The 23,833-nt window shown below is 72.0% G+C and carries 15 protein-coding genes; 9 read left to right on the top strand and 6 right to left on the bottom strand.

Features of this window, described 5'->3' with window-relative positions; translation table 11 throughout:
• Positions 1 to 163 precede the first annotated feature (163 nt).
• From istA to ltrA, 4 genes are all read left to right on the top strand, one after another.
• The gene (gene istA, locus ACQEVU_RS10245; protein ID WP_433334882.1) at positions 164 to 1,639 is read left to right on the top strand and encodes an IS21 family transposase; all 1,476 of its coding nucleotides are present in this window, start codon (positions 164 to 166) and stop codon (positions 1,637 to 1,639) included.
• Entirely contained in the window at positions 1,636 to 1,878 is a 243-nt protein-coding gene (locus ACQEVU_RS10240) for a hypothetical protein (RefSeq protein ID WP_433322424.1), read from the top strand. The genes istA and ACQEVU_RS10240 overlap by 4 nt, the downstream gene beginning before the upstream one ends.
• On the top strand, positions 1,875 to 2,684 hold the full coding sequence (gene istB, locus ACQEVU_RS10235) for an IS21-like element helper ATPase IstB (protein WP_433322422.1): 810 nt from the start codon (positions 1,875 to 1,877) through the stop codon (positions 2,682 to 2,684). Before ACQEVU_RS10240 ends, istB begins: the two co-directional genes overlap by 4 nt.
• 824 nt (positions 2,685 to 3,508) lie before the next feature.
• Positions 3,509 to 4,771 (top strand): group II intron reverse transcriptase/maturase, encoded by a 1,263-nt coding sequence (ltrA, locus tag ACQEVU_RS10230; protein ID WP_433322421.1) that lies wholly within the window; start codon positions 3,509 to 3,511, stop codon positions 4,769 to 4,771.
• 576 nt (positions 4,772 to 5,347) lie between these two features.
• Here the strand turns inward: ltrA and ACQEVU_RS10225 are convergent.
• From ACQEVU_RS10225 to ACQEVU_RS10205, 5 genes are all read right to left on the bottom strand, one after another.
• Complete coding sequence (locus ACQEVU_RS10225) at positions 5,348 to 6,091, bottom strand: winged helix-turn-helix transcriptional regulator (protein WP_433322420.1); 744 nt, start codon at positions 6,089 to 6,091, stop codon at positions 5,348 to 5,350.
• 66 nt (positions 6,092 to 6,157) lie between these two features.
• Positions 6,158 to 7,435, bottom strand: a complete 1,278-nt coding sequence (locus tag ACQEVU_RS10220; RefSeq protein WP_433322419.1) for an ABC1 kinase family protein — start codon at positions 7,433 to 7,435, stop codon at positions 6,158 to 6,160.
• A 6-nt stretch (positions 7,436 to 7,441) separates the two neighbouring features.
• A complete protein-coding gene (locus tag ACQEVU_RS10215) occupies positions 7,442 to 8,083 on the bottom strand; it encodes a hypothetical protein (protein WP_433322418.1) in 642 nt (213 codons plus the stop codon).
• Positions 8,080 to 8,985 (bottom strand): methyltransferase domain-containing protein, encoded by a 906-nt coding sequence (locus ACQEVU_RS10210; RefSeq protein WP_433322417.1) that lies wholly within the window; start codon positions 8,983 to 8,985, stop codon positions 8,080 to 8,082. Before ACQEVU_RS10210 ends, ACQEVU_RS10215 begins: the two co-directional genes overlap by 4 nt.
• Before the next feature lie 113 nt (positions 8,986 to 9,098).
• On the bottom strand, positions 9,099 to 10,301 hold the full coding sequence (locus ACQEVU_RS10205; RefSeq protein WP_433322416.1) for a DUF6004 family protein: 1,203 nt from the start codon (positions 10,299 to 10,301) through the stop codon (positions 9,099 to 9,101).
• A 187-nt stretch (positions 10,302 to 10,488) separates the two neighbouring features.
• Between ACQEVU_RS10205 and ACQEVU_RS10200 the strand changes: the two genes are divergently transcribed.
• Complete coding sequence (locus tag ACQEVU_RS10200; protein ID WP_433322415.1) at positions 10,489 to 12,975, top strand: ATP-dependent Clp protease ATP-binding subunit; 2,487 nt, start codon at positions 10,489 to 10,491, stop codon at positions 12,973 to 12,975.
• Positions 12,976 to 13,009: 34 nt separating this feature from the next.
• Here the strand turns inward: ACQEVU_RS10200 and ACQEVU_RS10195 are convergent, their stop codons facing one another.
• Complete coding sequence (locus ACQEVU_RS10195) at positions 13,010 to 13,735, bottom strand: helix-turn-helix transcriptional regulator (protein ID WP_433322414.1); 726 nt, start codon at positions 13,733 to 13,735, stop codon at positions 13,010 to 13,012.
• Positions 13,736 to 14,000: 265 nt separating this feature from the next.
• Here ACQEVU_RS10195 and ACQEVU_RS10190 point away from each other — a divergent pair, with 265 nt between their 5' ends.
• The 4 genes from ACQEVU_RS10190 (at position 14,001) to ACQEVU_RS10175 (ending at position 23,830) form a co-directional block, all read left to right on the top strand.
• The gene (locus ACQEVU_RS10190; protein WP_433322413.1) at positions 14,001 to 14,981 is read left to right on the top strand and encodes a DUF1702 family protein; all 981 of its coding nucleotides are present in this window, start codon (positions 14,001 to 14,003) and stop codon (positions 14,979 to 14,981) included.
• 3 nt (positions 14,982 to 14,984) lie between these two features.
• Positions 14,985 to 16,925, top strand: a complete 1,941-nt coding sequence (locus ACQEVU_RS10185) for a CRTAC1 family protein (RefSeq protein WP_433322412.1) — start codon at positions 14,985 to 14,987, stop codon at positions 16,923 to 16,925.
• Complete coding sequence (locus ACQEVU_RS10180; protein WP_433322410.1) at positions 16,922 to 17,884, top strand: enediyne biosynthesis protein; 963 nt, start codon at positions 16,922 to 16,924, stop codon at positions 17,882 to 17,884. The genes ACQEVU_RS10185 and ACQEVU_RS10180 overlap by 4 nt, the downstream gene beginning before the upstream one ends.
• A gap of 207 nt (positions 17,885 to 18,091) precedes the next feature.
• Entirely contained in the window at positions 18,092 to 23,830 is a 5,739-nt protein-coding gene (locus ACQEVU_RS10175; protein WP_433322409.1) for a type I polyketide synthase, read from the top strand.
• Positions 23,831 to 23,833: the final 3 nt, after the last annotated feature.

Below are 23,833 nucleotides of genomic sequence, written 5' to 3'. Positions count from 1 at the left end.
ACAGTTGAGTCCCGGCTCGCGGACACCGGAATTCCTGGTGGGCGGTCAGGTGATCTCCGTCATGACCTCGTGTAGTGGATCTCCCCGGCGGGTTGGCTGGCGGGTTGCTGACCTTGCCGCCGACCGCACCGGGGAGACCGTGACCAAGTCTGACAGGGAGATCATGGAAATTTTGGAGGCGTACGACCTGACCGGGTGCGCGCACTCGGCGGGGCAGTTGGCCGGGTGTGACCCGAAGACGGTCCAGCGGTATGTGGCGCGGCGGGACGCCGGCGGCGGGGATCCGTTCGCGCGGGCGGTCCGGCCGAAGCTGATCGACGCGTTCCTGCCGAAGGTTGAGGAGCTCGTCGAGGCGTCGAAGGGCAAGGTTCGCGCGGACAAGGTGCATGAACGCCTGGTGGCGTTGGGGTTCGCCGGCACGCAGCGCACGACCCGGCGGGCGGTCGCGGCGGCCAAGAGCGCGTGGCGGGCTGGGCGGCGGCGCACCTACCGTCCGTGGGTGCCCGAGCCGGGGCTGTGGCTGCAGTTCGACTGGGGCGACGGGCCGCGGATTGGCGGGCGTAAGACGAGCCTGTTCTGTGCGTGGCTTTCCTGGTCCCGGTTCCGGGTGGTGATCCCGACCTGGGACCAGACCCTCGGTTCGTTGATCGCGTGTATGGACGCGACGCTGCGCCGTATTGGGGGCGCGCCGACGTATCTGCTGGGTGACAACGCCCGCACGGTCACGGTCGAGCATGTGGCCGGGGTCGCGGTGCGCCATCCGATGGTGGTCGCGGCGGGCCGGCACTACGGGGTCACGGTGCATACGTGTGAGCCGTTCGACCCGGAGTCCAAGGGCGGGGTCGAGGCCACGGTGAAGGTCGCCAAGGCCGATCTGGTGCCCACCGAGGCGAACCTGCGCGGCGAGTACGGCTCGTTCGCCGAGTTGGCCGCGGCGTGCGAGGCGTGGTGCGAGCACATCAACGCCCGCCCGCACCGCGAGACCGGCGTCGCGCCGGTCGAACGCCTCGCCGTGGAGCGGGGCCGGCTGCACGTGCTGCCGGCCAGCCCGCACACGGCGGCGCTGGGTGAGGAACGTCTGGTCGGCGACGACCAGACGGTGCGGTTCGGGTCGGTGCGCTACTCCACCCCGCCCGGACACGTCGACACCAGGGTGTGGTGCCGGGTCGTCGGCGACGAACTGGCGATCGTCGCGATGGGCCCGGCCGGAACCGTCGAGATCGCCCGGCACGCGCTGTCCACGCCGGGCAACCCCCGCATCCTCGACGTCCACTATCCGCACCATCCCGGCGGCAACCACCCCCGCCCGCCCCGGCCACGGGCCAGGTCGAAGGCCGAGGCGGACTTCCTGGCCATCGGTGACGGCGCGCACCAGTGGCTGATCGAGGCCGCCGCGACGGGCGTGGTCCGGGTCCGGGCGAAGATGGCCCGGGCGGTCGAGTTCGCCACCATCCTCGGCGCAGCCCGGGTCGACCAAGCGCTCGGCCTGGCCGCCGCGGCCGGCCGGTTCGACGAGCACGATCTCGGCTCGATCCTGGACCACCTCGACCGCCGCGGCGCCACCGGCGACCTGGTCCACGCCGACGAGACCCACTCTGCCCAGCCCGGCACCAGCGGCTGGGGACGGTTCGGCCGATGAGCCACCACGAACCGGTCCACCGGGTGCATCTGGACCGCGACGACGTCGACGACCTGGCACGGCTGCTGCGCCGGGTCGAGGACTGGCTGCGGCACGCCGGTGCCGACACCCGCGACGACCTCGCCGAGTTCCTCAACGGCCCCGGCAACGGCGTCCTCGCAGCCACCGGACTGCTCCACGCCCTCGACCACCACACCCTGCAGCTGCACCAGTTGCTGCGCGAACAGGACACCCAATGACCCGACCGACAACCCGACGCACCACCCCACCAGCAGCAGCACCCGCCGCGCCGGCCCTGCCCGACGAACTCGACCGGCTGCTACGCCGGATGCGGCTGCCCTACCTGCGACAAGCAGCGCCCGACGTCATCGCCACCGCCAAAGCCCAACGGTGGGACCCCGCCGAGGTGCTGCGCGTGCTCATCAACGAGGAAGTCATCGGCCGCGACGCCGCCACCCGACGGATGCGCCGCAAGACCGCGAACTTCCCCACCGGCAAGACCTTCGGCACCTGGCGACCGGACCAGTCCTCCATCCCGGCCCCCACCCAGCAGGCCCTGACCACCCTGGAATGGATCAGCCGGGCGGAGAACCTCGCCGTCGCCGGACCCTCCGGCACCGGCAAGAGCCACTTCGTCGAAGCCCTCGCCCACACCGCGATCGAGGCCGACCTGCGGGTGGCCTGGTTCACCCTCGAAACCCTCACCGGCACCATCGGCAGGGCCAAAGCCGACGGCTCCACCGCCCGCACCGTCGCCCGGATCTGCCGCAGCGACCTCATCATCGTCGACGACATCGGCATGCTCCCCGCCGGACAAGACGCCGCCGAAGCGTTCTACCGCATCGTCGACGCCGCCTACGAACGCCGCTCCATCGCCGTGACCAGCAACATCCACCCATCCGGCTTCGACACGATCATGCCCAAGACCCTCGCCACCGCGACCGTCGACCGGCTCCTGCACCACGCCCACCTGATCACCACCGAGGGCGACTCACACCGCCTGCAACAGGCCCTCGCCGGCAAAGGAGTCAAAGCCTTGACCTAACCCCACCAGGAGATCACCTGACCGTCAGCACGGAAATCTGGTGTCCGCCCACACCGAGCTTCAAAGACCGCAGGACAGGACTTCGTCCTGACCGTTGACACCGCTCGGCGTGCCGCCGGACGAGCCCACAATCCCGGGCCCGTTCATGTTCCCGCCGAAACTGTTCATTCACAGGAGAATAACTTCGCGACCGGCTCCGATCACGCATGGCAACCACTTCAAGCCTGTTAAACAATTGAAGCTGCGTGTGTCCTGAACGTGGAGGAGGTTCGGTAGGTCGAGCTTTGGAAGCGGTGCTGCACGGAAGATGAAGGTTGTTGGCCCTTCGGAGTCGCCCGGCGGCGGGAGGCTTCAAACCACCTCATGCTGCGTTGGCTGAAGACCGTCGTGGTGAGCGATGAGGAAAAGGCGCCCGAGAGGTGTCAGGTAGGGATCAGGAAGACGAACGTAAGTGAATCGTTGCTGACGTGTCGAAACAATTACAGACGACATCGAAACCGGGGTGTGCAGCTGATCCCGGGATGAGCCTGGCGGGTGTGCCGCTTTCTGGCCAGGCGGTGTCCGGCATGGAGACGACGTGAGCCTGGTCTGCGGCTTCCGTGTGGAACAGGAGAAGGCGTGCCCGGATACGCCGTGCTCGTGCGGGCAGGGGAGAGGGAGTGTCCCAAGCGGCGACACCGTAAGGGATCGAGTACCGATGCCGGGTGCGCTGGCGGACCGGCCCGTAGTAGTGGTGAGGGCCCTGTAATGGGGCTGGAGCGAAGGGGCCGGGTTGTCCGTGGCTGGTCTGTCCGATCAACCGGATGTTCTCCGGAAGGAGTCGCGTGGGCGAGCTGAAAGCAGCAGACAAGCCGTTTCAGATTTCGAAGCGGGCAGTCTGGGAGGCGTGGGAGAAGGTCAAGGCGAACAAGGGCGCGCCCGGTGTGGACGGACAGACGATCGAGCAGTTCGAGGCGGATCTGAAGAACAACCTGTACAAGATCTGGAATCGGATGTCCTCGGGGTCGTACTTCCCACCACCGGTGCGTGCGGTGGAGATCGAAAAGGCGCATGGGGGCGGCACGAGAATCCTTGGCGTGCCGGCCGTGTCGGATCGCGTCGCGCAGACGGTTGTGGCTATGGAGTTGGAGCGGAAGGTCGAACGGGTCTTCCACCCGGATTCCTATGGCTATCGGCCAGGGCGCTCCGCACTCGACGCCGTGGCTACCTGCCGGACACGGTGCTGGAAGACGGACTGGGTGATCGATCTGGACATCCGCAAGTTCTTCGACAGCGTGCCGTGGGACCTGGTTGTCAAGGCTGTCGAGGCGAACACCGACCTGCCGTGGGTGGTGCTGTATGTCAAACGGTGGTTGCATGCACCGCTGGCACTACCCGACGGGTCGTTGCAAGCCAGAGACCGGGGAACTCCACAGGGGTCCGCGGTCTCACCTGTGCTGGCGAATATGTTCCTGCACTATGCGTTCGACATCTGGATGGCCCGGCAGTTCCCCGGCGTCACCTTCGAACGCTATGTGGACGACGCGGTAGTGCACTGCGTCAGCCAGGCTCAGGCACGGCATGTGCTGGCGGCGCTACAGGAACGGATGCGTGAGGTCGGCTTGGAACTGCATCCGGACAAGACCAGGATCGTGTACTGCAAGGACAGCAACCGGCGCGGCTCCTACGAGCACACCGCGTTCACGTTCCTCGGGTACACGTTCCGAGGTCGGGAAGTACGGCCCAAGACCGGCAAGCGGTTCACCGGGTTCAACCCGGCGATCAGCAGCGACGCCTTGAAGAGGATCAGTCGTCAGGTGCGGTCCTGGCGGCTGCATCGGCACACCCAGATCTCCGAAACGGACCTCGCAGCATGGGTCAACCCCAAGGTGCGAGGCTGGATGCAGTACTACGGCGCCTTCTACCGTTCAGCGCTGTATCCCCTCCTGACGCGTATCAACGCCTACGTGATGCGCTGGCTCCGCAAGAAGCACAAACGGCTGCGCGAACGAAAGAGAGCACAGGAAGCCTGGACCCGAGCCGTCACCACAAGGCCCCGGTTCTTCGCCCACTGGGCTTGGGTGAACACCGTTCCCGCGGTCTGGTGACCAGGGCAACAAGAGCCGTATAACGAGAGATCGTTACGTACGGTTCTGTGAGAGCCGGGGGCTGAAATGCCCCCGGCTACTCGACCCCATGCCAAAATTATCCCAGATCCCACCCGCAGGGCCGCCCCGAAAACCATTCAGAAGTTCAGATGGTGAAAACCGCTTACGGGCGGGACCACCGAATGATGACCCGCACAATCCCGCCGGCGGCAGACGACCTGGAGGAATGTCCGGTGCGCAACGACGAACCCGGACCACGCTTATGCGTTGCAGCGGGCGCGCCAGCGCCCGCCACCATCGGCCGAGCGTCGTTTGTCAGCCCCTCGTCCAAGTGAATCTGCGCTCGTGCCACCACGGCCCACCATGGCCGCGGACCACGCCACGGCCGCAGACCACGCCACGGCCGCAGACCACGCCACGGCCGCAGACCACGCCACGGCCCCGGACCACGGCACGGCCGCGGACCACGAACACGGATCAGGCACCGTGGCGAGCAACCACCCGCCACGGCACAGCCGCGGACCACGAACACGAATCAGACACCGCAGCGAGCAACCGCCCGCCACCACGCATGGATCAGGCGCGGCGGCGGGTCGTGGTCTTCGTGCGGGTCGGGGGCTTGACCGACGCCGGCAGGTCGTCGGGGACCATGCCCGTCTCGATGCCGAGCAGGTCGCAGCACCGCAGCACCGCGTCCGCGTCGCCCTCCAGGCGCAGGCGGCCCTGCACCATCGCGACCAGCGGGGTCAGCCGGCCGGAGCCGATCTGCACGAACGTCGCCGCGTCCGTGGTGGCCGCCATCGCCGGGGCCTCGGCCGGGCCGCGCACCGCCCGGGCCGCGCCGTCGCGTACGTCGATGTGGAAGACCTGGTCGTCGACGTGGAACTCGTAGCGCTCGCTCACGCCGGCCAGGCGGCGCTGGTCGATCATCGCCTCGACGGCCAGGAAGCCCCAGTGCGGGCGGACGGTGTCGGCCTCGGAGCGCGGGCCGACGTAGTCCATGCCCCAGTGGGCCAGGCCCAGCACGATGGGGCGCAGGCGCTCGCCCTGCTCGGTGAGCTCGTACGCCAGCCGGGAGCCGCCACCGGGCAGGTCGGTCTGGCGCACGACGCCCATGGTGACGAGGAACTTCAGCCGCTCGGCGAGCAGGTTGGTGCCGACGCCGGGGAGGTCGGCGAGCAGGTCGCTGTAGCGGCGGGGGCCCATCAGCAGCTCGCGGACGATCAGCAGCGTCCAGCGCTCGCCGAGCACGTCCAGGGCGGAGGCGAGCCCGCAGTACTGATGGTAGGTGCGTTTGGCACCGGCAGCCGTCTTGTCCACGTCACTATCATATTCGATAGTAGACGTATCGACACCACCGGTTTCCATAACCATCCTTCAGGCCACTCAGGATCGGCCGAACAGCCCCTTCATCAGCACGGGCTTGGCAACCTCCTGGAAGTCGACGGCGGGGTCCAGGTCGCGGACGGTGCCTTCGATTACCAGTAGCGAGAGCAGGGGGAAGATCAGCTCCGGGGCGGCGTGCACGCCGTAGCGGCGCTGCAGGTCGAACATCTCGGTCGCGAACGCCATCAGGCTGAACTGGGCGGCGGGCAGGCCGTGGCTGCGCTCCACCAGGTCGGCCATGTGCTCCAGGAACGTGGGGACGTCGGCGTCGGGGCGCAGGCCGGTGCCGCTGCGCACGACGATCTCCGCGCAGTGCCGGCCGCGCCCGATCGACATGTTCATGAAGAACTCGGCGAACAGGCGGCGCAGCTTCTCGCTGAGCTGCACGCTGAAGCCGGCGTCGAGCACGACGACCTGGGCGCGCTCGGTGAAGTACAGGTTGCCGGGGTGCATGTCGCAGTGGACGAACCCGTCCACGAACAGCATGTGGTAGATCGCGGTCAGGCCGGAGGAGGCGAACCGGCGGCGGGCGGCGGCGGTGCACCTGGCGGCGGCGGTGGTGTCGAGGTCGGGGATGAACTCCATGACGATGCAGCGGGGGCGGGAGGCCTCGGGGTACACCTTCGGCACCCACACCCGCGGCACCCCGGACAGGTTCTGGCGCAGCCGGCGCAGGTTCTCGGCCTCGCGGACGAAGTCGAGCTGGTGCAGCACCGCGTCGCACATGTGCGCGACGACGTCGACGACGGGCACGTTGCGCAGGGCGGGCACGCGGGCGACGACGCCCGCGCCGGCCCGCATGAGGTCGAGGTCCAGCCGCATCGCGCGCTCGACGCCGGGCCGGCGCAGCTTCAGGGCGACGGCGCCGCCGCCGGCCAGCCGGGCCCGGTGCACGCAGGCGACGCTGCCGCTGGCCACCGGCGTGTAGTCGATCTCGGTGAACTCCGGCGGGTGCTCGCTGCCGTACGCCTGGGTGAGCGCGCGGCGGGTCTGCCGGGCGTCCAGCGCCGGCACCGCGTCCTGCAGCATCGACAGCTCGTCGCACAGCGCCGGGGCGAGCAGGTCGCGGCGGGTGCCGAGGACCTGGCCGGCCTTGACGAACGTCGGGCCGAGGGCCGCCAGCAGGCGGGCGATGCGACGGTACCGGTACTGCCGCCCGGCCGCGCGCCCCCTGCGCACCGCGATGGCGGCCTCGCCGGCCAGCGCGGGCACGAGGTGGACGAGCACGACGGCGGCGACGAGGCCGGCCCGGCCGGCCAGCGCGACGAAGCGCGGCATCGGCGCTCACCCCTTCACGATGCCGGGCACCTCGATCGCCCGCAGCTGCAGCGTGGTGTAGTCGCAGTACCAGATCCGGCTGCCGTCCCAGGTCACGCCGGTGGGGTTGCCGGCCACCGAGTAGGAGGCGACGTCGCGGTGGTCCTCGAGGTCGACCACGTTGATCATCGCGTTCTGGTAGTCGGCGTAGACGAGGTAGTTGTCGGAGACGGTGAGCCCGGCGACGCTGTAGCGGACCGGGAAGCTGGCCAGCAGCGACAGGTCGGCCGAGTCGCGCAGGTCGACCTGGCGCAGGTCCTCGTAGCCGAACCAGATCCCGTCGCTGGTCGCCTCCAGCCCGCAGAGCAGGTTGTCGGGGCGCGGGTTGGCCACGGTGTCGAGCTCGGCGCCGGTGGCGGGGTCGATGACCCGCAGGTCGCGCCGCTCACCGACGACCTGGATGAGCCGACCGTCGAGCGTGGTGAGGTCGGTGCGCACGCCCGGGCACGGGATGCGGTGGGTGACCTCGGCGGTGACCGGGTCGAGGGCGAAGATCTGGTTGGAGACGGCCTCGGAGAACCACAGCACGTCGCCGGACCAGGTGAGGCCGCACAGCTTGATGGCCCGGACCGGGATGTCCTTGACGGTCTGCGCCGCAAACGGCATCATGCGCTCCTCTGCCTGATCACGCCGCACTCGAGCCGCCAGTCGGTGGCGACCCGCACGCCGTCGGGGCGGCGCGGGCGATGGATCTCGACCCGCAGCTCGTCGCCGGCGGCCACGGAGGTGGGCCGCAGCGGCCAGATCCAGGTGGCCCAGTTGCAGCCCGCGTACGACGGGAAGTTGGACAGCGCGACGCCGTCGGCGAGGTCGGCCTCGAAGTAGCCCACCAGCGCGTGCAGGCGCCCGGGCTCGTCGATGCTCAGCCGCCGCCCGCCGCGCGGCCTGGCGTCGCCGTCGCGGCCGAGCTCGCTGTCCACGACGGTGACGGGCGGGCCGAGCAGCCGGGGCGCGCGCTGGAAGAAGTGCAGCTGGGCCGCGGGCGGCACGGCGTCCACGACGGCGTCGAGGCGGTAGCCGAGCCGGTCGTCGTCCCACACGCCCCAGCCCTCGCCGTCGAACTGGATCGGGGCGAGCCTGGTGACGAGGCGGCGGGGCACGACGCGGCCGCCGGGGCGCAGCAGCCGCCGGGCGACGGCGGCGAGGACCTCGGCCATCTGCTCCTCCGGCCCGAGGTTGCCCATCATCTCCGACACGAGCACGTCGGCCCGCACCCCGGCGGGCAGCTGCGCCGTCCGCGCGTCGGCCACGATGAGTGTGAGGCGGTCCTTGAGGTCGTTGTCGGCGGTGATGCGCGCGGCGACGTCGGCCATGCGCGGGTCGCCCTCGACGGCGTACACGTGCCCGGCCCCGTGGCGCAGGGCGAGCATGGACAGCACCAGCGTGCCGGCGCCGATGTCGACGACGATGTCGCCGGGCCCGACGGCCCGTTCGATCGCCCGGTCGTAGGCGCGCAGGCGCGGCCCGTCGGAGAGCATCACCTGGTGCGTCATCAGCAGCGGTCGGTCCATGCGTCCTCCCGGTTTGGCGGTGTCCCCTCCGGTGCACGACCGGAGGGGACACCTCGAGCCCGCAATACTTTACTTTTTTATAGTTGTACCGCGGGTTCGGTGCGCCGTCAAAGTCAGACGTTGACGGCGGCGTGCTCGCCGACGTACGCGTCGCGCATGACCAGGTTGACGCCGGTCAGGCGGGCGCGCGGGGTCTCGTCGGTGGTGACGAGCGCCGTGTCGGTGCCGCTCAGGCGCAGCTCGGTGCCGGTCGCGTCCATGTCCCGCAGCTTGCCGTCGATGTGCACGGCGTTGGCCGCGTAGAGCGTCTGGCTCGGCGTGACCAGCTCGAACTCCGCGTCGATGTGCAGTTCACCGGGGAACTTGACGCGGCTGAGGCTGTCCTCGGTGCCGTCGCCGAGCGTGCCGCCGGACACCCGCGGCCAGCTGGCGCGCAGCATGACCCGCCCGCCGAGCTCGTCGCTGTGCCCGACCATGGCCACGCGGGCCAGTTGCGCCAGCACGCCGGCGCCCTCGTCGTGCTTTTCGGGGCCGAACAGCAGGACCTCGGCACCGCCGGCGAGGCGGTGGTCGCCCTGCAGGTCGATGCGCGCGGTCTTGCCGTTGACCTCGACCTCGATCTGGCCCTCCATCGACGTCTGCATGATCATCGACGGGTCGACCAGCATCGACATGCACGGGCCGGCACTGGGGGCGAAGAACAGGTTCGGGGTGATGCCGACGGGCTGGTTCTCGTCGTTGGACGGGTACCAGGCCTCGGGCAACGTGGTACCGCGGACCACGTTGGGCGCCTGCATGACCTCGAACGGGCCGTCGCCGCGCGGCCGGCCCAGGTACGGACCGGTCAGCGGCTTCTTGAAGGGCGGCACGCTGTCGACGACACCGTAGATGTCGATGACGTTGCGGTGCGCGAGGCGCAGCGTGCTGGACTCCAGGATGCCGAACCGGCGGATGTAGAACTCCGCCGGGAAGTTCTTGCCCGGGACGATCTGGCGCACGTGACCGGAGTTGGGCAGGAACGGGTTGGAGAGGACCTGAATGCGGTCGTCCAGCTCGTAGCTGAAGCCCTTGATGCCGACCTCAGGAGCGCTGATCAGCTCGGTCTCGAACTCCGCGTAGCCCTTGTCGTCCACGCGGTGCTCGAAGCCCGGCATCGGCCACTTGTTCAGCTGCACGAACCCGGAGAGGTTGATCGTCTCGCGCCGGCCGCTGTAGTAGTCCTCTCCGAACACCACTGTGGCCGCGGCCAGGATGTGCGGTCGGATGGGCTTGGGCTCGAGGTTCAACGACTCGTAGGTCTCCCTGTTTGAACTCAATCCAGACACCTCCAAGGTCTGTTGAGTCGTTGTGCGGCGGGGAGCCGCCGCGTGGGGGCCTCGGCGAGCCCCCATGAGCCAGACACTATATGTTTTTGTAGTAAGTCGTCAATCGGTGCGGGCCTGTCCGCGCGCGAATCCGGCTTACTATACGAACCAGAAGTCACTTGCGGACGGAGGAGGAGGGATGTTCGAGCGGTTCACCGACCGAGCACGAAGGGTTGTCGTCCTGGCGCAGGAGGAAGCCCGGATGCTCAACCACAACTACATCGGCACCGAGCACATCCTGCTCGGCCTCATCCATGAGGGTGAGGGCGTGGCGGCCAAGGCGCTTGAGAGCCTCGGCATTTCGCTGGAGGGTGTCCGCCAGCAGGTCGAGGAGATCATCGGCCAGGGGCAGCAGGCGCCGAGCGGGCATATTCCGTTCACGCCACGCGCCAAGAAGGTCCTTGAGCTGTCGCTGCGTGAGGCGTTGCAGCTGGGGCACAACTACATCGGCACCGAGCACATCCTCCTTGGTCTGATCCGGGAGGGTGAGGGCGTCGCCGCCCAGGTCCTGGTGAAGCTGGGCGCCGACCTGAACCGGGTCCGTCAGCAGGTGATCCAGCTGCTCTCCGGCTACCAGGGCAAGGAGCCCGCCGCCGCGGGCACCGGCGCTCCGGGTGAGGCGGCCCCGTCCACGAGTCTGGTGCTCGACCAGTTCGGCCGGAATCTCACGCAGGCCGCGCGGGAGGGCAAGCTCGACCCGGTGATCGGCCGGGAGAAGGAAATCGAGCGGGTCATGCAGGTGCTGTCCCGCCGGACGAAGAACAACCCGGTCCTGATCGGCGAGCCCGGCGTCGGCAAGACCGCCGTCGTGGAGGGCCTGTCGCAGCGGATCGTCAAGGGCGAGGTCCCGGAGACGCTGAAGGACAAGCAGCTCTACACCCTCGACCTCGGCGCCCTCGTCGCCGGCTCCCGCTACCGCGGCGACTTCGAGGAGCGGCTGAAGAAGGTCCTCAAGGAGATCCGCACCCGGGGTGACATCATCCTGTTCATCGACGAGATCCACACGCTCGTCGGGGCGGGTGCTGCGGAAGGCGCGATCGACGCGGCGAGCATCCTCAAGCCGATGCTGGCCCGGGGTGAGCTGCAGACGATCGGCGCGACCACCCTGGACGAGTACCGCAAGCATCTGGAGAAGGACGCCGCGCTCGAGCGCCGGTTCCAGCCGATCCAGGTCGGCGAGCCGTCCCTCGCCCACACGATCGAGATCCTCAAGGGCCTGCGGGACCGGTATGAGGCGCACCACCGGGTGACGATCACCGACGCCGCGCTGGTCGCCGCCGCGACCCTGGCCGACCGGTACATCTCCGACCGCTACCTGCCGGACAAGGCGATCGACCTGATCGACGAGGCCGGCGCCCGGATGCGGATCCGGCGGATGACCGCCCCGCCGGACCTGCGCGACTTCGACGAGCGGATCGCGCAGGTGCGCCGGGACAAGGAGTCCGCGATCGACGCGCAGGACTTCGAACGCGCCGCCCAGCTGCGGGACAAGGAGAAGCAGCTGCTGGGCCAGAAGGCGCAGCGGGAGAAGGAGTGGAAGGCCGGCGACCTCGACGTCGTGTCCGAGGTCGACGACGAGCAGATCGCCGAGGTCCTGGCGAACTGGACCGGGATCCCGGTCTACAAGCTGACCGAGGAAGAGACCGCCCGGCTGCTGCGCATGGAGGACGAGCTGCACAAGCGCCTCGTCGGCCAGGAAGACGCGGTCAAGGCCGTCTCCAAGGCGATCCGCCGCACCCGCGCCGGGCTGAAGGACCCGAAGCGGCCGTCCGGCTCGTTCATCTTCGCCGGCCCGTCCGGCGTCGGGAAGACCGAGCTGTCCAAGGCCCTCGCGGAGTTCCTGTTCGGCTCCGAGGACGCGCTCATCCAGCTGGACATGTCCGAGTTCCACGACCGCTACACCGTCTCGAGGCTCGTCGGCGCCCCTCCCGGCTACGTCGGCTACGACGAGGGCGGCCAGCTGACCGAGAAGGTCCGCCGCCGGCCGTTCTCCGTGGTCCTGTTCGACGAGATCGAGAAGGCCCACCCGGACGTGTTCAACACCCTCCTGCAGATCCTGGAGGACGGGCGGCTGACCGACGGGCAGGGCCGCATCGTGGACTTCAAGAACACGGTGATCATCCTGACCACCAACCTCGGCACCCGCGACGTGGCCAAGGCCGTGTCCCTGGGCTTCCAGGCCTCCGAGGACACCGAGTCCAACTACGAGCGGATGAAGCAGAAGGTCAACGACGAGCTCAAGCAGCACTTCCGCCCGGAGTTCCTCAACCGCATCGACGACACCATCGTCTTCCACCAGCTCATGCAGGACCAGATCCTCGGCATCGTCGACCTGATGATCGCCCGGATCGAAACCCAGCTCCGCAACAAGGACATGGGCCTCGAGCTGACGGACAACGCCAAGAAGTTCCTGGCCAACAAGGGCTACGACCCCGTGCTCGGCGCCCGGCCACTACGCCGCACCATCCAGCGCGAGATCGAGGACGCCCTGTCCGAGCGCATCCTGTTCAACGAACTGCGCCCCGGCCAGATCGTGGTCATCGACTGCGAAGGCGACCCCGCCCAGTTCGAGAAGGCCAAGCTGGTCTTCGGCGGCGCCGACGAGCCCGCCGAAGTCGCCGCCTGAACGAGCGACGGTCCCGCCCCCGGGCGGGACCGGCTCACGGGCAGGCCGCCGCGGCCAGCCGCAGCGGCTCCGCGGTCAGCACCGGCGGGTCGATCAGCCACGGCCGGTGCAGGAGCCGCGGGTTCGGCGGCGACCACCGCCCGCTCGACAGGCCCGCGGTCACCACCCCCGTGCGATAGCTGTCCGGGACCTGGTCGACCAGCGACGCCGTCACCGGCCAGCCCTCCTCGAGGGCCAGCACCCGCACCCGGTAGTCGCCGGCCGGCGCCGTGGCCTCGCTCAGCGTCCACTGCGGGCCGTGCTCCGCCGACAGCCCCGGCCCTTCGGCCACGGCATCGCCGGGCAGCGGCGACAGGCCCAGCAGCACCATCGGCGCGCGGCGGACCAGCCGGCCGGTGACCTCGCGGGCCAGCCGGCGCAGCCGCTGCGGCGGCATGCCGACCAGGCGGCCGAACTGCGTGGTGAACGTGCCGACGCTGGTGTACCCGACCCGCCCGCTGATCGCGGCGACGGTCAGCTTCGAGTGCAGCAGCAGCCGCTTCGCCTCCGCCATCCGCAGGGCGGCCAGGAAACGCGCCGGTGGCAGCGTCGTGGTCTCCCGAAAAATCCTATGGAAATAGAAGGAGCTGAAGGACACCGTGCCCGCAATCTCGTCGAGCGTCCACGGCGCGGACAGATCGCGCCGCATGGCGTCCACCGCCCGGGACACCACCTCCCGATGCTTGTCGGACCGAAGGTTCTCCACGAGCGAGACGGTCATCACACCTCCCGGTAGAGCGCACGCCGAAGTCGGGGGCGTCCACCACGGACCCCCGCCGCCTTCGAAATTTTCCTATATTTTTATAAAGCTCCGCCATTTGCGCAACCGGTGCGCCGTGATCAACGCATTGAGGTGCGTATATTCCAGGTCGGCCCCTTCGGGTCTACCCTGCCGAGCTCAGCTCGGCAAGTTGGGAGAAGACAGCCGCGACGGGACCTGGCGATTATGAGGAAAGTCCACCGTCGTCGACTGCATTGGACTTGTCATGCCTGGTCCCTGGCTGACCCTCCGGCGCCGCGTCCTCACCCCGGACGTCTCGGACACCGATCTCGCCAAGCGCGGCTTCCGCATCGGCGCCGCCGCGGCCCGCACCACCCTGCAGGACGCCGGGCGCAGCTTCGTCGGCGGGTACGCCGCGGCCGCCGGCACCCGCTCCCCCGCCGGCGCCGAGGCGCTGCTGGAACAGACCCCGGCGCCGCTGCGCGGATTCGCCTACGAGGGCGCCGCGATGGCCTACGCCGTCATGGACGGGCTGCGGCTCGGCCGCGACGGCGTCGCCCGGTTCCTCGCCGGCCCCGGCGCGGCGCACGTGTACATGGTGCACGTCGGCGCCGGCTGGGCGCTGGGCCGGCTGCCCCGGTGGCGATGGCGGGCCGTCTTCCCGCGCGACCCGCTGCTGCGCTGGCTGGCGCTGGACGGCTACGGGTTCCACCAGGCGTACTTCCGCACCGCCCGCTACGTGCGCGACCGGCACGAGGAGGACACCGCCGCCTGGCCGGTGCCGGGCCTCGGCGGATACGGCCGCCGCGCGATCGACCAGGGCATCGGGCGGGCGCTGTGGTTCGTCGAGTGCGCCGACGTCGACGCCGTCGCGGCCACCGTCGCCGGCTTCCCCGCCCGCCGCCACCAGGACCTCTACGGCGGCGTCGGGCTCGCCGCCACCTACGCCGGCGGCGTGGGCGAGGACGCGCTGAACCGCCTGTGGGAGCACGCCGGGGCGCACCGCCCCGCCGTCGCCCAGGGCGCCGCGTTCGCGGCCAAGGCGCGCGAGCGGGCCGGGCTGGTCACGCCGCACACCGAGCTGGCCACCGCGGTGCTGTGCGGGCTGTCCGCGGCCGCCGCGGCCAAGCTCTGCGACGAGACGCTGGCCGGGCTGCCCGACGGGCCCGAGGACGGCGAGCGGCCCGCCTACGCGCGCTGGCGCGAGCGGATCGCCGGCGAACTGCGGCAGCTGGGGAGGTGCTGAGCCGTGGCCGTGCTACGTGGCTGGGCGCGGCGGCAGGCGGCCGGGATCGTCGCCCTGCTGCTCATCGCCGCCGTCTACCTGATCGTCCGCCCGCCGGACGCCGACGCGGCCGAACGGGCCGAGATCGCCGCCGGCTACCGGTTCACGCCCGAGTCGATCGCGCTGCCCGGCGGCTACGAGCAGCACACGATCCGGCAGGTGAACCAGAAGTACGAGCGGATCCGGGCCTGGATCTCCTCGGTCGGCGCCGGCATCGCCATGAACGACCTCGACGGCGACGGCCTCGACAACGACCTGTGCACCACCGACGTGCGCATCGACCGCGTCGTGGTCTCCCCGACGCCGGGCGCGCGCTCGGGGCGCTACCAGCCCTTCGCGCTGGACACCGGCACCCTGCCGATGAACGACCACATCGCCCCGATGGGCTGCCTGCCCGGCGACTTCAACGAGGACGGCCACACCGACCTGCTGGTCTACTGGTGGGGCCGCACGCCGGTGCTCTTCCTGCGCGACCCGGCCGTCACGACGCTGAGCGCCGCCGCGTTCCGCCCGACGGAGCTGGTGGCGAACACCCCGGGCCCCGGCGGCCGGTACACCGGGCCGCAGTGGAACACCAACGCCGCCTCCGTCGCGGACTTCGACGGCGACGGCCACGACGACCTGTACATCGGCAACTACTTCCCCGACGGCCCGGTCCTCGACCCCGGCCAGGACGGCGGGGTGACGATGAACGAGTCGCTCTCGGCGGCGTACAACGGCGGCGACGACCACATCCTGCGCGCCACCGGCGGCGGCCACTACACCGAGGCCAAGGGCGTGCTGGGCCGCGACGTCAGCGACGGCTGGACGCTCGCCTCCGCCGCCGCGGACCTCGACGGCGACCAGCTGCCCGAGCTGTACATCGCCAACGACTTCGGCCCCGACCGGCTGCTGCACAACCGCTCCACCCCCGGGCACATCGACTTCGCGGTGGTGCAGGGCGAGGGCAGCCGGTGGAACGTGCCGAAGTCCAAGCGCATCGGCTACGACTCGTTCAAGGGCATGGGGGTCGACTTCGGCGACCTCAACCACGACGGCATCTACGACATGCTCGTCAGCAACATCACCACGTCCTTCGGCATCCAGGAGAGCAACTTCGCGTTCATGAGCACCGCCCGCGACGAGGCCGACGTGCACCGCAGCCTCGACGCCGGCACCGCGCCCTGGCGCGACGACAGCTCCGGGCTCAACCTCGCCTGGAGCGGCTGGAGCTGGGACGCGAAGCTGGCCGACTTCAACAACCGCGGGCAGCTGCAGGTGGTGCAGACCGCGGGCTTCGTGAAGGGCACCGTGAACCGCTGGGCCCAGCTGCAGGAGCTGGCGACCGCCAACGACGAGCTGACGAGCAACACGCTGTGGTGGCCCAAGGTGCAGGAGGGCGACGACCTGGCCGGCGGGCAGCACCTGCACTTCGACGCCCGCGGCGCCGACGGCCGCTTCCAGGACGTCAGCCAGGAGCTGGGCATGGCCGTGCCGGTCCCGACCCGCGGCATCGCGGTCGGCGACGCCGACGGCGACGGCCGGCTCGACCTCGCCGTGGCCCGGCAGTGGGACCAGCCGGTGTTCTACCACAACGACAGCCCCGACCCGGGTGACTACCTGGACCTGCGGCTCGACCGCGAGACCACGGGCAGCCCGGCGATCGGCGCCGAGGTGCGCGTCACCACCGCCGACGGTCGGCACCTGATCGGTCAGGTCGACGGCGGCAGCGGCCACTCCGGCAAGCGCGCGTTCGGCGTCCACATCGGACTCGGCGCGGCGGCCGGGCCGGTGGACGCGCACATCGTCTGGCGGGACGGCACCGGAACCGTCCGGCAGCAGGACCTGCGCCTCAGTCCGGGCCGTCACACGCTCACGCTCGGCGCGCAGGCCCAGGAGACCACGTTCGAGGAGGGGACGGCATGACCGCGACAACCAGGGCGCCGAAGGACCCGCGGGTCATCGCGCTGCGCAACTTCGCCATCTCGATCACGGTGTTCAACATCGTGGGGTACAGCTTCCTCGGCTTCGAGCAGCCCGCGCTCTGGCCCGTCCTGGCCCTGCTGACCGCCTACGCCACGGAGATGGCGCTCGAGGTCATCGGCGCGCGGGGCGAGGACCGGCCGCCGCGGTTCGCCGGCCGCGGGGTGCGGGGGTACGTCGAGTTCCTCTACCCCGCGCACATCACCGCGCTGGCCGTGAACATGCTGCTGTACGTCAACGACCGCGTCGGCGTGATGCTGCTCGGCGTCATCGTGGCGATCAGCGGCAAGTGGCTGCTGCGGGCCCCGGTCAACGGCCGGCTGCGGCACTTCATGAACCCGTCCAACTTCGGCATCAGCGTCGTGCTGCTGGTATTCCACTGGGTGTCGATCGCGCCGCCGTACCACTTCACCGAGAACCTGCACGGCTGGGCCGACTGGATCGTGCCGGTCGTCATCGTCATCGGCGGCACGATGCTCAACGGCAAGCTCACCAAGCGGATGTGGCTCATCGCGGGCTGGCTGTCGGTGTTCGTGGCGCAGGCGGTCGTGCGCGGCCTGGTGCTGCACACCGCGATCCCCAGCGCCCTGGGCATCATGACGGGCGCCGCGTTCATCCTGTTCACCAACTACATGGTCACCGACCCGGGCACCACGCCGACCCGGCCGCTGTCGCAGTTCGCGTTCGGCGGCGGGGTCGCGTTCGTCTACGCGCTGCTCACCGGCGCGTCGATCGTCTACGGGCTGTTCTTCGCCACCGCCATCGTCTGCGCCGTCCGCGGCGGCTTCCTGTGGTCGCTGCACATCGTGCGGGAGCAGGAGCGACGGCGGGCCGAGGTCGTCCGGCCGGAGTCCCCGGCCGTGCGCCAGCAGCCCGCGCGCGAACCGGCGGTCGCGGCGTGAGCGGGCCGCAGCGTTGCGGAGGAGCCGCGAACCATAGGCACAGCGCTGACTCACGCCGGCGCCGAAGCGAAGCGGAGGTGACGGCGTGAGCGGGCCGCAGCGAAGCGGAGGTGACGGCGTGAGCGGGCCGCAGCGAAGCGGAGGAGCCGCGAACCATAGGCACAGCGCTGACTCACGCCGGCGCCGAAGCGAAGCGGAGGTGACGGCGTGAGCGGGATCGCGATCGTCGGGCTCGGGTGCCGGTTCCCCGAGGCGGCGACGCCGGAGGAGCTGTGGGGCAACGTGGTCGCGAGCCGGCGGGCGTTTCGCCGGCTCCCGGCCGAGCGCACCCGGCTCGAGGACTACTGGGCGGCCGACCCCGGCGCGCCGGACCGCTTCTACGCCCGGTACGCGGCGGTCATCGAGGGCTACGCGTTCGACCGCGTGCGGTTCAAGGTGCCCGGCAGCACCTACCGCTCCACCGACCTGACGCACTGGCTGGCCCTGGACACCGCCGCCGACGCGCTGGCCGACGCCGGTTTCTCCGACGGCGACGGGCTGCCGCGCGAGCGTACCGCGGTCGTCGTGGGCAACACGCTCACCGGCGAGTTCACCCGCACCAACGTGATGCGCCTGCGCTGGCCGTACGTGCGCCGCGTCCTCGGCGCGCAGCTGCGCGAGGAGGGCTGGGACGACGAGCGGCTGGCCGGGTTCCTGGGCCGGCTCGAGGAGCGCTACAAGGCGCCGTTCCCGCCGGTCACCGAGGACACCCTGGCCGGCGCGCTGTCCAACACGATCGCCGGGCGCATCTGCAACCAGCTCGACCTCAAGGGCGGCGGGTACACCGTCGACGGCGCCTGCTCCTCGTCGCTGCTGTCGGTCGTCACCGCCTGCCGCAGCCTGGCCGACGGCGACGCCGACGTGGTCGTGGCCGGCGGCGTGGACCTGTCCATCGACCCGTTCGAGATCGTCGGCTTCGCCAAGGCGGGCGCCCTGGCCACCGGCGAGATGCGCGTGTACGACGCCCGCGCCTGCGGCTTCTGGCCCGGCGAGGGCTGCGGGATGGTCGTGCTGATGCGCGAGGAGGACGCGGTCGCCGCCGGTCGCCGGGTGTACGCCTCCGTGGCCGGCTGGGGGATCAGCTCCGACGGCCGCGGCGGCATGACCCGCCCGGAGCTCGCCGGCTACCGGCTGGCCCTGCAGCGGGCGTACGAGCGGGCCGGCTTCGGCATCGACACCGTGCCGGTCTTCGAGGGCCACGGCACCGGCACGGCGGTCGGCGACACCACCGAGCTGCGGGCCCTGTCGCAGGCCCGGCGGGCCGCCGGCGGCACCCGCACGCCGCCGGCTCCCGCGGCGATCGGCTCGGTCAAGGCCCTCATCGGGCACACGAAGGCCGCGGCCGGCGTCGCCGGGCTGATCAAGGCCACGCTCGCCGTGTACCACCGGGTGGTACCGCCGACCCCGGGCTGCGAGCAGCCCAACGCCGAGCTCACCGGCGAGGGCGCGGTGCTGCGGGCGGTACCGCGGCCCGAACCCTGGCCGGCCGGCGCCCCCGTGCGGGCCGGCGTCACCGCGATGGGCTTCGGCGGCATCAACACCCACCTCGTGCTCGAGGGCGCGCCCGGCGCCGACCCGGTGACCGGCGGCGCGCTCGACGTGCGGACCCAGGACGCCGAGCTGCTGCTCGTCGACGCCGACGACGAGGCCGGCCTGCGGGCGCGGCTGAGCGAGCTGGCCGGCGCGGCCGCCGGGCTGTCCTACGGGCAGTTGGGCGACCTCGCCGCGCAGCTGTCGGACCGGCTGGCCGGCCGGCCGTGGCGGGCCGCCGTCGTGGCCCGCTCGCCGGAGGAGGCCCAGCGCCGCCTCGGCGCCGCTGCGGCTGGCGGGCAGGCCTGCGACCCCGACGGCGGGCTGGTCGTGCACCGCGTCGACAAGCCGGCCCGCGCCGCGTTCCTGTTCCCCGGCCAGGGCTCCGGCCGCGGCGTGTCGGGCGGCGCCCTGCGCCGCCGGTTCCGCGCCGCCGGCGACGTCTACGCGCGGGCCGCGCTGCCGTCCGGGCGCGACACCGTCGCCACCGAGGTCGCCCAGCCGCGGATCGTCACCGGCTCCACCGCCGCCCTGCGCGTGCTCGACGAGCTCGGCGTGCGCGCGTCCGCGGCCGCCGGGCACAGCCTCGGCGAGCTCACCGCCCTGCACTGGGCCGGCGCCGTGGACGCGCCCGGGCTGCTGCGCATCGCGTCGGTGCGCGGCGCCGCGATGGCCGCGAGCGAGGAGGCCGGCGCGATGGCCGGGCTGGCCGCCGGCCCCGACGCCGTGCGGGCGCTCATCGGCGCCGAGCCCGTCGTCATCGCCGGCTACAACGGCCCCCGCCAGACCGTGGTCGCGGGGGCCGAGGCCGCCGTGCAGCGGGTCTGCCGGTCCGCGTCCGCGACGGGCGTCGAGACCACGCCGCTGGCCGTGTCGCACGCGTTCCACTCCCCGCTCATGCGCCCGGCCGCCCGCCGCTTCGGCACGTGGCTGGCCGGCGAGCGCTTCGCGCCGCTGCGCGCACCGGTGCTGTCCACCGTCACCGGCGAGGCGCTGGCGCCCACCGCCGACCTGCGCGAGCTGCTGCGCCGGCAGATCACCGAGCCGGTGCGCTTCGCCGCGGCCGTCGGGGCGCTGCGCGGCGACGCCGACGTGCTCGTCGAGGTCGGGCCGGGCCGGGTGCTGACCGGCCTGGCCCGCCGGCTCGTCGACATCCCGGTCGTCGCCACCGACACCGACGACGAGTCCCTCGCCACCTTCCTGACCGCCGTGGGCACCCTGTGGGCGCTGGGCCACCCGATCGAGCCGGGGCCGCTGTTCGCCGACCGGCGGGTGCGGCCGCTCGATCTCGAGGCGACGCCGCGGTACCTCACGAACCCCTGCGAGGCGGCGCCCGAGGACCTCGTCGAGGCGGCCGCGGCGGAGCCCGGCGCGCAGGACGTCCCCGCGGGCGGCGGGCCGGGCGGGGACGCCGACGTGCTCGAGGTGGTCCGCCGCATCGCCGCCGAGCGGGCCGAGCTGCCGCTGGCCGCCGTGCGGGCCGAGACCCGCCCGCTGGACGAGCTGCACCTGAGCTCGATCGCGGTCGGGCAGCTGGTCAACGAGGCCGCGCGCACGCTCGGGCTGCCCGCCGTACAGGCGCCGCTGAACTTCGCCACCGCGACCATCGACGAGCTGGCCCAGGCGCTGCGCGGCTCGGCCGGCGAGCGCCACGAGCCGGCCGACCCGGATGCGGTGCCCGGCGCCGTGCCGTGGGTGCGGCCGTTCACCGTCGAGCTGGTCGCCGAGCCGCTGCCGGGCGGGGCCCGCACCGCGGAGCCCGACCCGGACGGCTCCTGGCGGGTGTACGCCCCGCCCGAGCATCCGTTCGCCGGCCTGCTCGGCCTGGCGCTGGACAACGCCGGGCTGGGCGCCGGGATCCTCGTCTGCCTGCCCGACGACTGCCAGGACGCCGACCTCGACATGATGGTGCACGCGGCCCGCGAGGCGATGGCGCAGTCGCTGCCGGCCCGCCTGGTCGTGGTCCAGCACGGCCGGGGCGCCGCGGGCCTGGCCAAGACGGCCCGGTTGGAGGCGCCGGGGCTGCGCACCACGGTCATCGACACGCCGTTCGTGCCCGACCTGCTGCAGCGGGTCGTGGCCGAGGTGGCCGCCACGACCACGTTCGCCGAGGCGCACTACGACGAGGAGGGGGTCCGGCGCGTACCGCAGCTGCGCACCCTCCCCCGCGACCTCCCGCCGTCGGCGGCGGCCCCGCTCGGCCCCGGCGACGTGCTGCTGGTGACCGGCGGCGGCAAGGGCATCACCGCCGAGTGCGCCCTGGACCTCGCGGCCGGCGGCGCCGCGCTGGCCATCCTCGGCCGGTCCGACCCCGGCGAGGACGCCGAGCTGGCCGCCAACCTCGAACGGATGCGCGCGGCCGGCCGGACCGTGCGCTACGCGCGGGCCGACGTCACCGACCCCGGCGCCGTGCGCGCCGCCGTCCTCGCCGTCACCGCCGAGCTCGGCCCCGTCACCGCGGTGCTGCACGGCGCCGGTGGCAACGAACCCGTACCGCTGCCGCGCCTGGACCCCGGGGCCGTGCGGGCCACACTGGCGCCGAAGGTCGGCGGGCTGCGGGCGGTGCTGTCCGCCGTCGACCCGCAGCGCCTGCGACTGCTGGTGACGTTCGGCAGCATCATCGCCCGCACCGGCCTGCACGGCGAGGGGCACTACGCGGTGGCCAACGAGTGGCTCGCCGACCTGACCGCGCGTCTGGGCCGCCGGCTGCCGCACTGCCGGGTGCTGTGCCTGGAGTGGTCGCTGTGGTCCGGCGTCGGCATGGGCGAGCGGCTGTCGGTTGTGGAGTCGCTGCAGCGGGCCGGGATCACGCCGATCACGCCCGACGAGGGGGTGCGGGTGCTGCGCGAGATCCTCGCCGTGCGCACGCCGAGCGTCGTGGTGGTGTCCGGCCGTACCGGCGGCCTGGACACGATCGGCCGGGAGCGGCCCGGGCTGCCGCTGCTGCGGTTCCTGGAGCGGCCGCTGGTGCACTACGCCGGCATCGAGCTCGTCGCCGAGGCCGACCTGTCCCCCGCGCACGACCCGTACCTCGCCGACCACGACCTCGACGGCAACCTGCTCGTGCCGGCGGTGCTCGGCCTCGAGGCGATGGCCCAGACCGCCGGGGCGCTGCTGCCCGGGCGCGGCCTGCCGGTCGTGCTCGACGCCGAGTTCGCCCGGCCCGTCGTGGTGCCGCCCGGCGGCAGCACCACGGTGCGCATCGCCGCCGTCGCCACCGCCGCCGACCGGGTCACGGTCGCCGTGCGCAGCGACGAGACCGGCTTCGCCGTCGACCATTTCCGGGCCACGCTCGCGTTCGGGGCCTGCGACGCGCCGCCCGGCGACGCCCCGCCGCCCGTACCGCTGTCCCCGGCGCCGCTGGACGCCCAGCGGGAGCTGTACGGCCCGGTGCTGTTCCAGGGCCGCCGGTTCCGGCGGGTCCGGCACTACCGCCGGCTCGCCGCCCGCCACGTCGAGGCCGGCATCGCGTGCGACGAGGGCGTCGAGTGGTTCAACGCCTTCCTGCCGCAGCACCTCGTGCTCGGCGACCCCGGCGCCCGCGACGCGTTCATGCACGCGCTGCAGGTCTGCGTGCCGGACGCGACCCTGCTGCCGGTCGCGGTGGCCCGCATCGAGCCGGCCGGGCCGAAGCTCGCCGCCGCCGAGCGGGTCACGCTCAGCGCCGTGGAGCGCGGGCGCGACGGCGACACCTACACCTACGACGTCGCCGTCCGCGACACGCTCGGCACCGTCGTGGAGCGCTGGACCGGGCTGCGGCTGCGGGCCGTGCGCAAGAGCGACGGCCGCGGGCCGTGGGTGCCGGCGCTGCTCGGGCCGTTCCTGCAGCGCCGCCTCGAGGAGCGCTTCGGCGCCGGGATCGCGGTCGCGGCCGGACCGGGCACCGGGCCCCTCGACCTCGAGGCGCGCCGCGCCGCCACCGCCGCGGCCCTGGGCCAGGCGCTGGGCCGGCCGGTCACCGTGCGCCATCGCGGCGACGGCCGGCCGGAGGTCACCGGCGGCCCCACCGTCTCCGCCGCCCACAGCGCCGTGCTGCACCTGGCGGTCGCGGCCCCGGGCACCGTCGCCTGCGACGTCGAGCCGGTCGCGCCGCGGCCGTGGAGCGACCTGCTCGGCCCGCGCACCGCGCTCGTCGAGCAGCTCATCGCGCCGGGCGCCGAGTCGCCCGACGCGTCCGCGACCCGGGTCTGGTGCGCCGTGGAGTGCCTGGCCAAGGCCGGCGTGCCCGAGCCCGCGCCGTTGACGCTCGTGCCGGGCGAGCGCGCCGACGGCTGGGTGCTGCTGCGCTCCGGCGACCTGACCATCGCGACGTTCGTCTGCACGTTGCGCGACGCCGGCGCGCCCGTGGCGCTGGCCGTGCTGTCCCGGAGGAGGTGAAAC

The sequence above is a fragment of the Dactylosporangium sp. CA-139066 genome (assembly GCF_050936175.1).
Lineage (GTDB): Bacteria > Actinomycetota > Actinomycetes > Mycobacteriales > Micromonosporaceae > Dactylosporangium.
This window is presented reverse-complemented; position numbering and strand designations above follow the sequence as displayed.

Coding starts and splice junctions, on each gene's coding strand:
- istA (WP_433334882.1), top strand. CDS start 164: ATGGAAATTTTGGAGGCGTACGACCTGACCGGGTGCGCGCACTCGGCG.
- ACQEVU_RS10240 (WP_433322424.1), top strand. CDS start 1,636: ATGAGCCACCACGAACCGGTCCACCGGGTGCATCTGGACCGCGACGAC.
- istB (WP_433322422.1), top strand. CDS start 1,875: ATGACCCGACCGACAACCCGACGCACCACCCCACCAGCAGCAGCACCC.
- ACQEVU_RS10220 (WP_433322419.1), bottom strand. CDS start 7,435: ATGCCGCGCTTCGTCGCGCTGGCCGGCCGGGCCGGCCTCGTCGCCGCC.
- ACQEVU_RS10215 (WP_433322418.1), bottom strand. CDS start 8,083: ATGATGCCGTTTGCGGCGCAGACCGTCAAGGACATCCCGGTCCGGGCC.
- ACQEVU_RS10210 (WP_433322417.1), bottom strand. CDS start 8,985: ATGGACCGACCGCTGCTGATGACGCACCAGGTGATGCTCTCCGACGGG.
- ACQEVU_RS10200 (WP_433322415.1), top strand. CDS start 10,489: ATGTTCGAGCGGTTCACCGACCGAGCACGAAGGGTTGTCGTCCTGGCG.
- ACQEVU_RS10195 (WP_433322414.1), bottom strand. CDS start 13,735: ATGACCGTCTCGCTCGTGGAGAACCTTCGGTCCGACAAGCATCGGGAG.
- ACQEVU_RS10190 (WP_433322413.1), top strand. CDS start 14,001: ATGCCTGGTCCCTGGCTGACCCTCCGGCGCCGCGTCCTCACCCCGGAC.
- ACQEVU_RS10180 (WP_433322410.1), top strand. CDS start 16,922: ATGACCGCGACAACCAGGGCGCCGAAGGACCCGCGGGTCATCGCGCTG.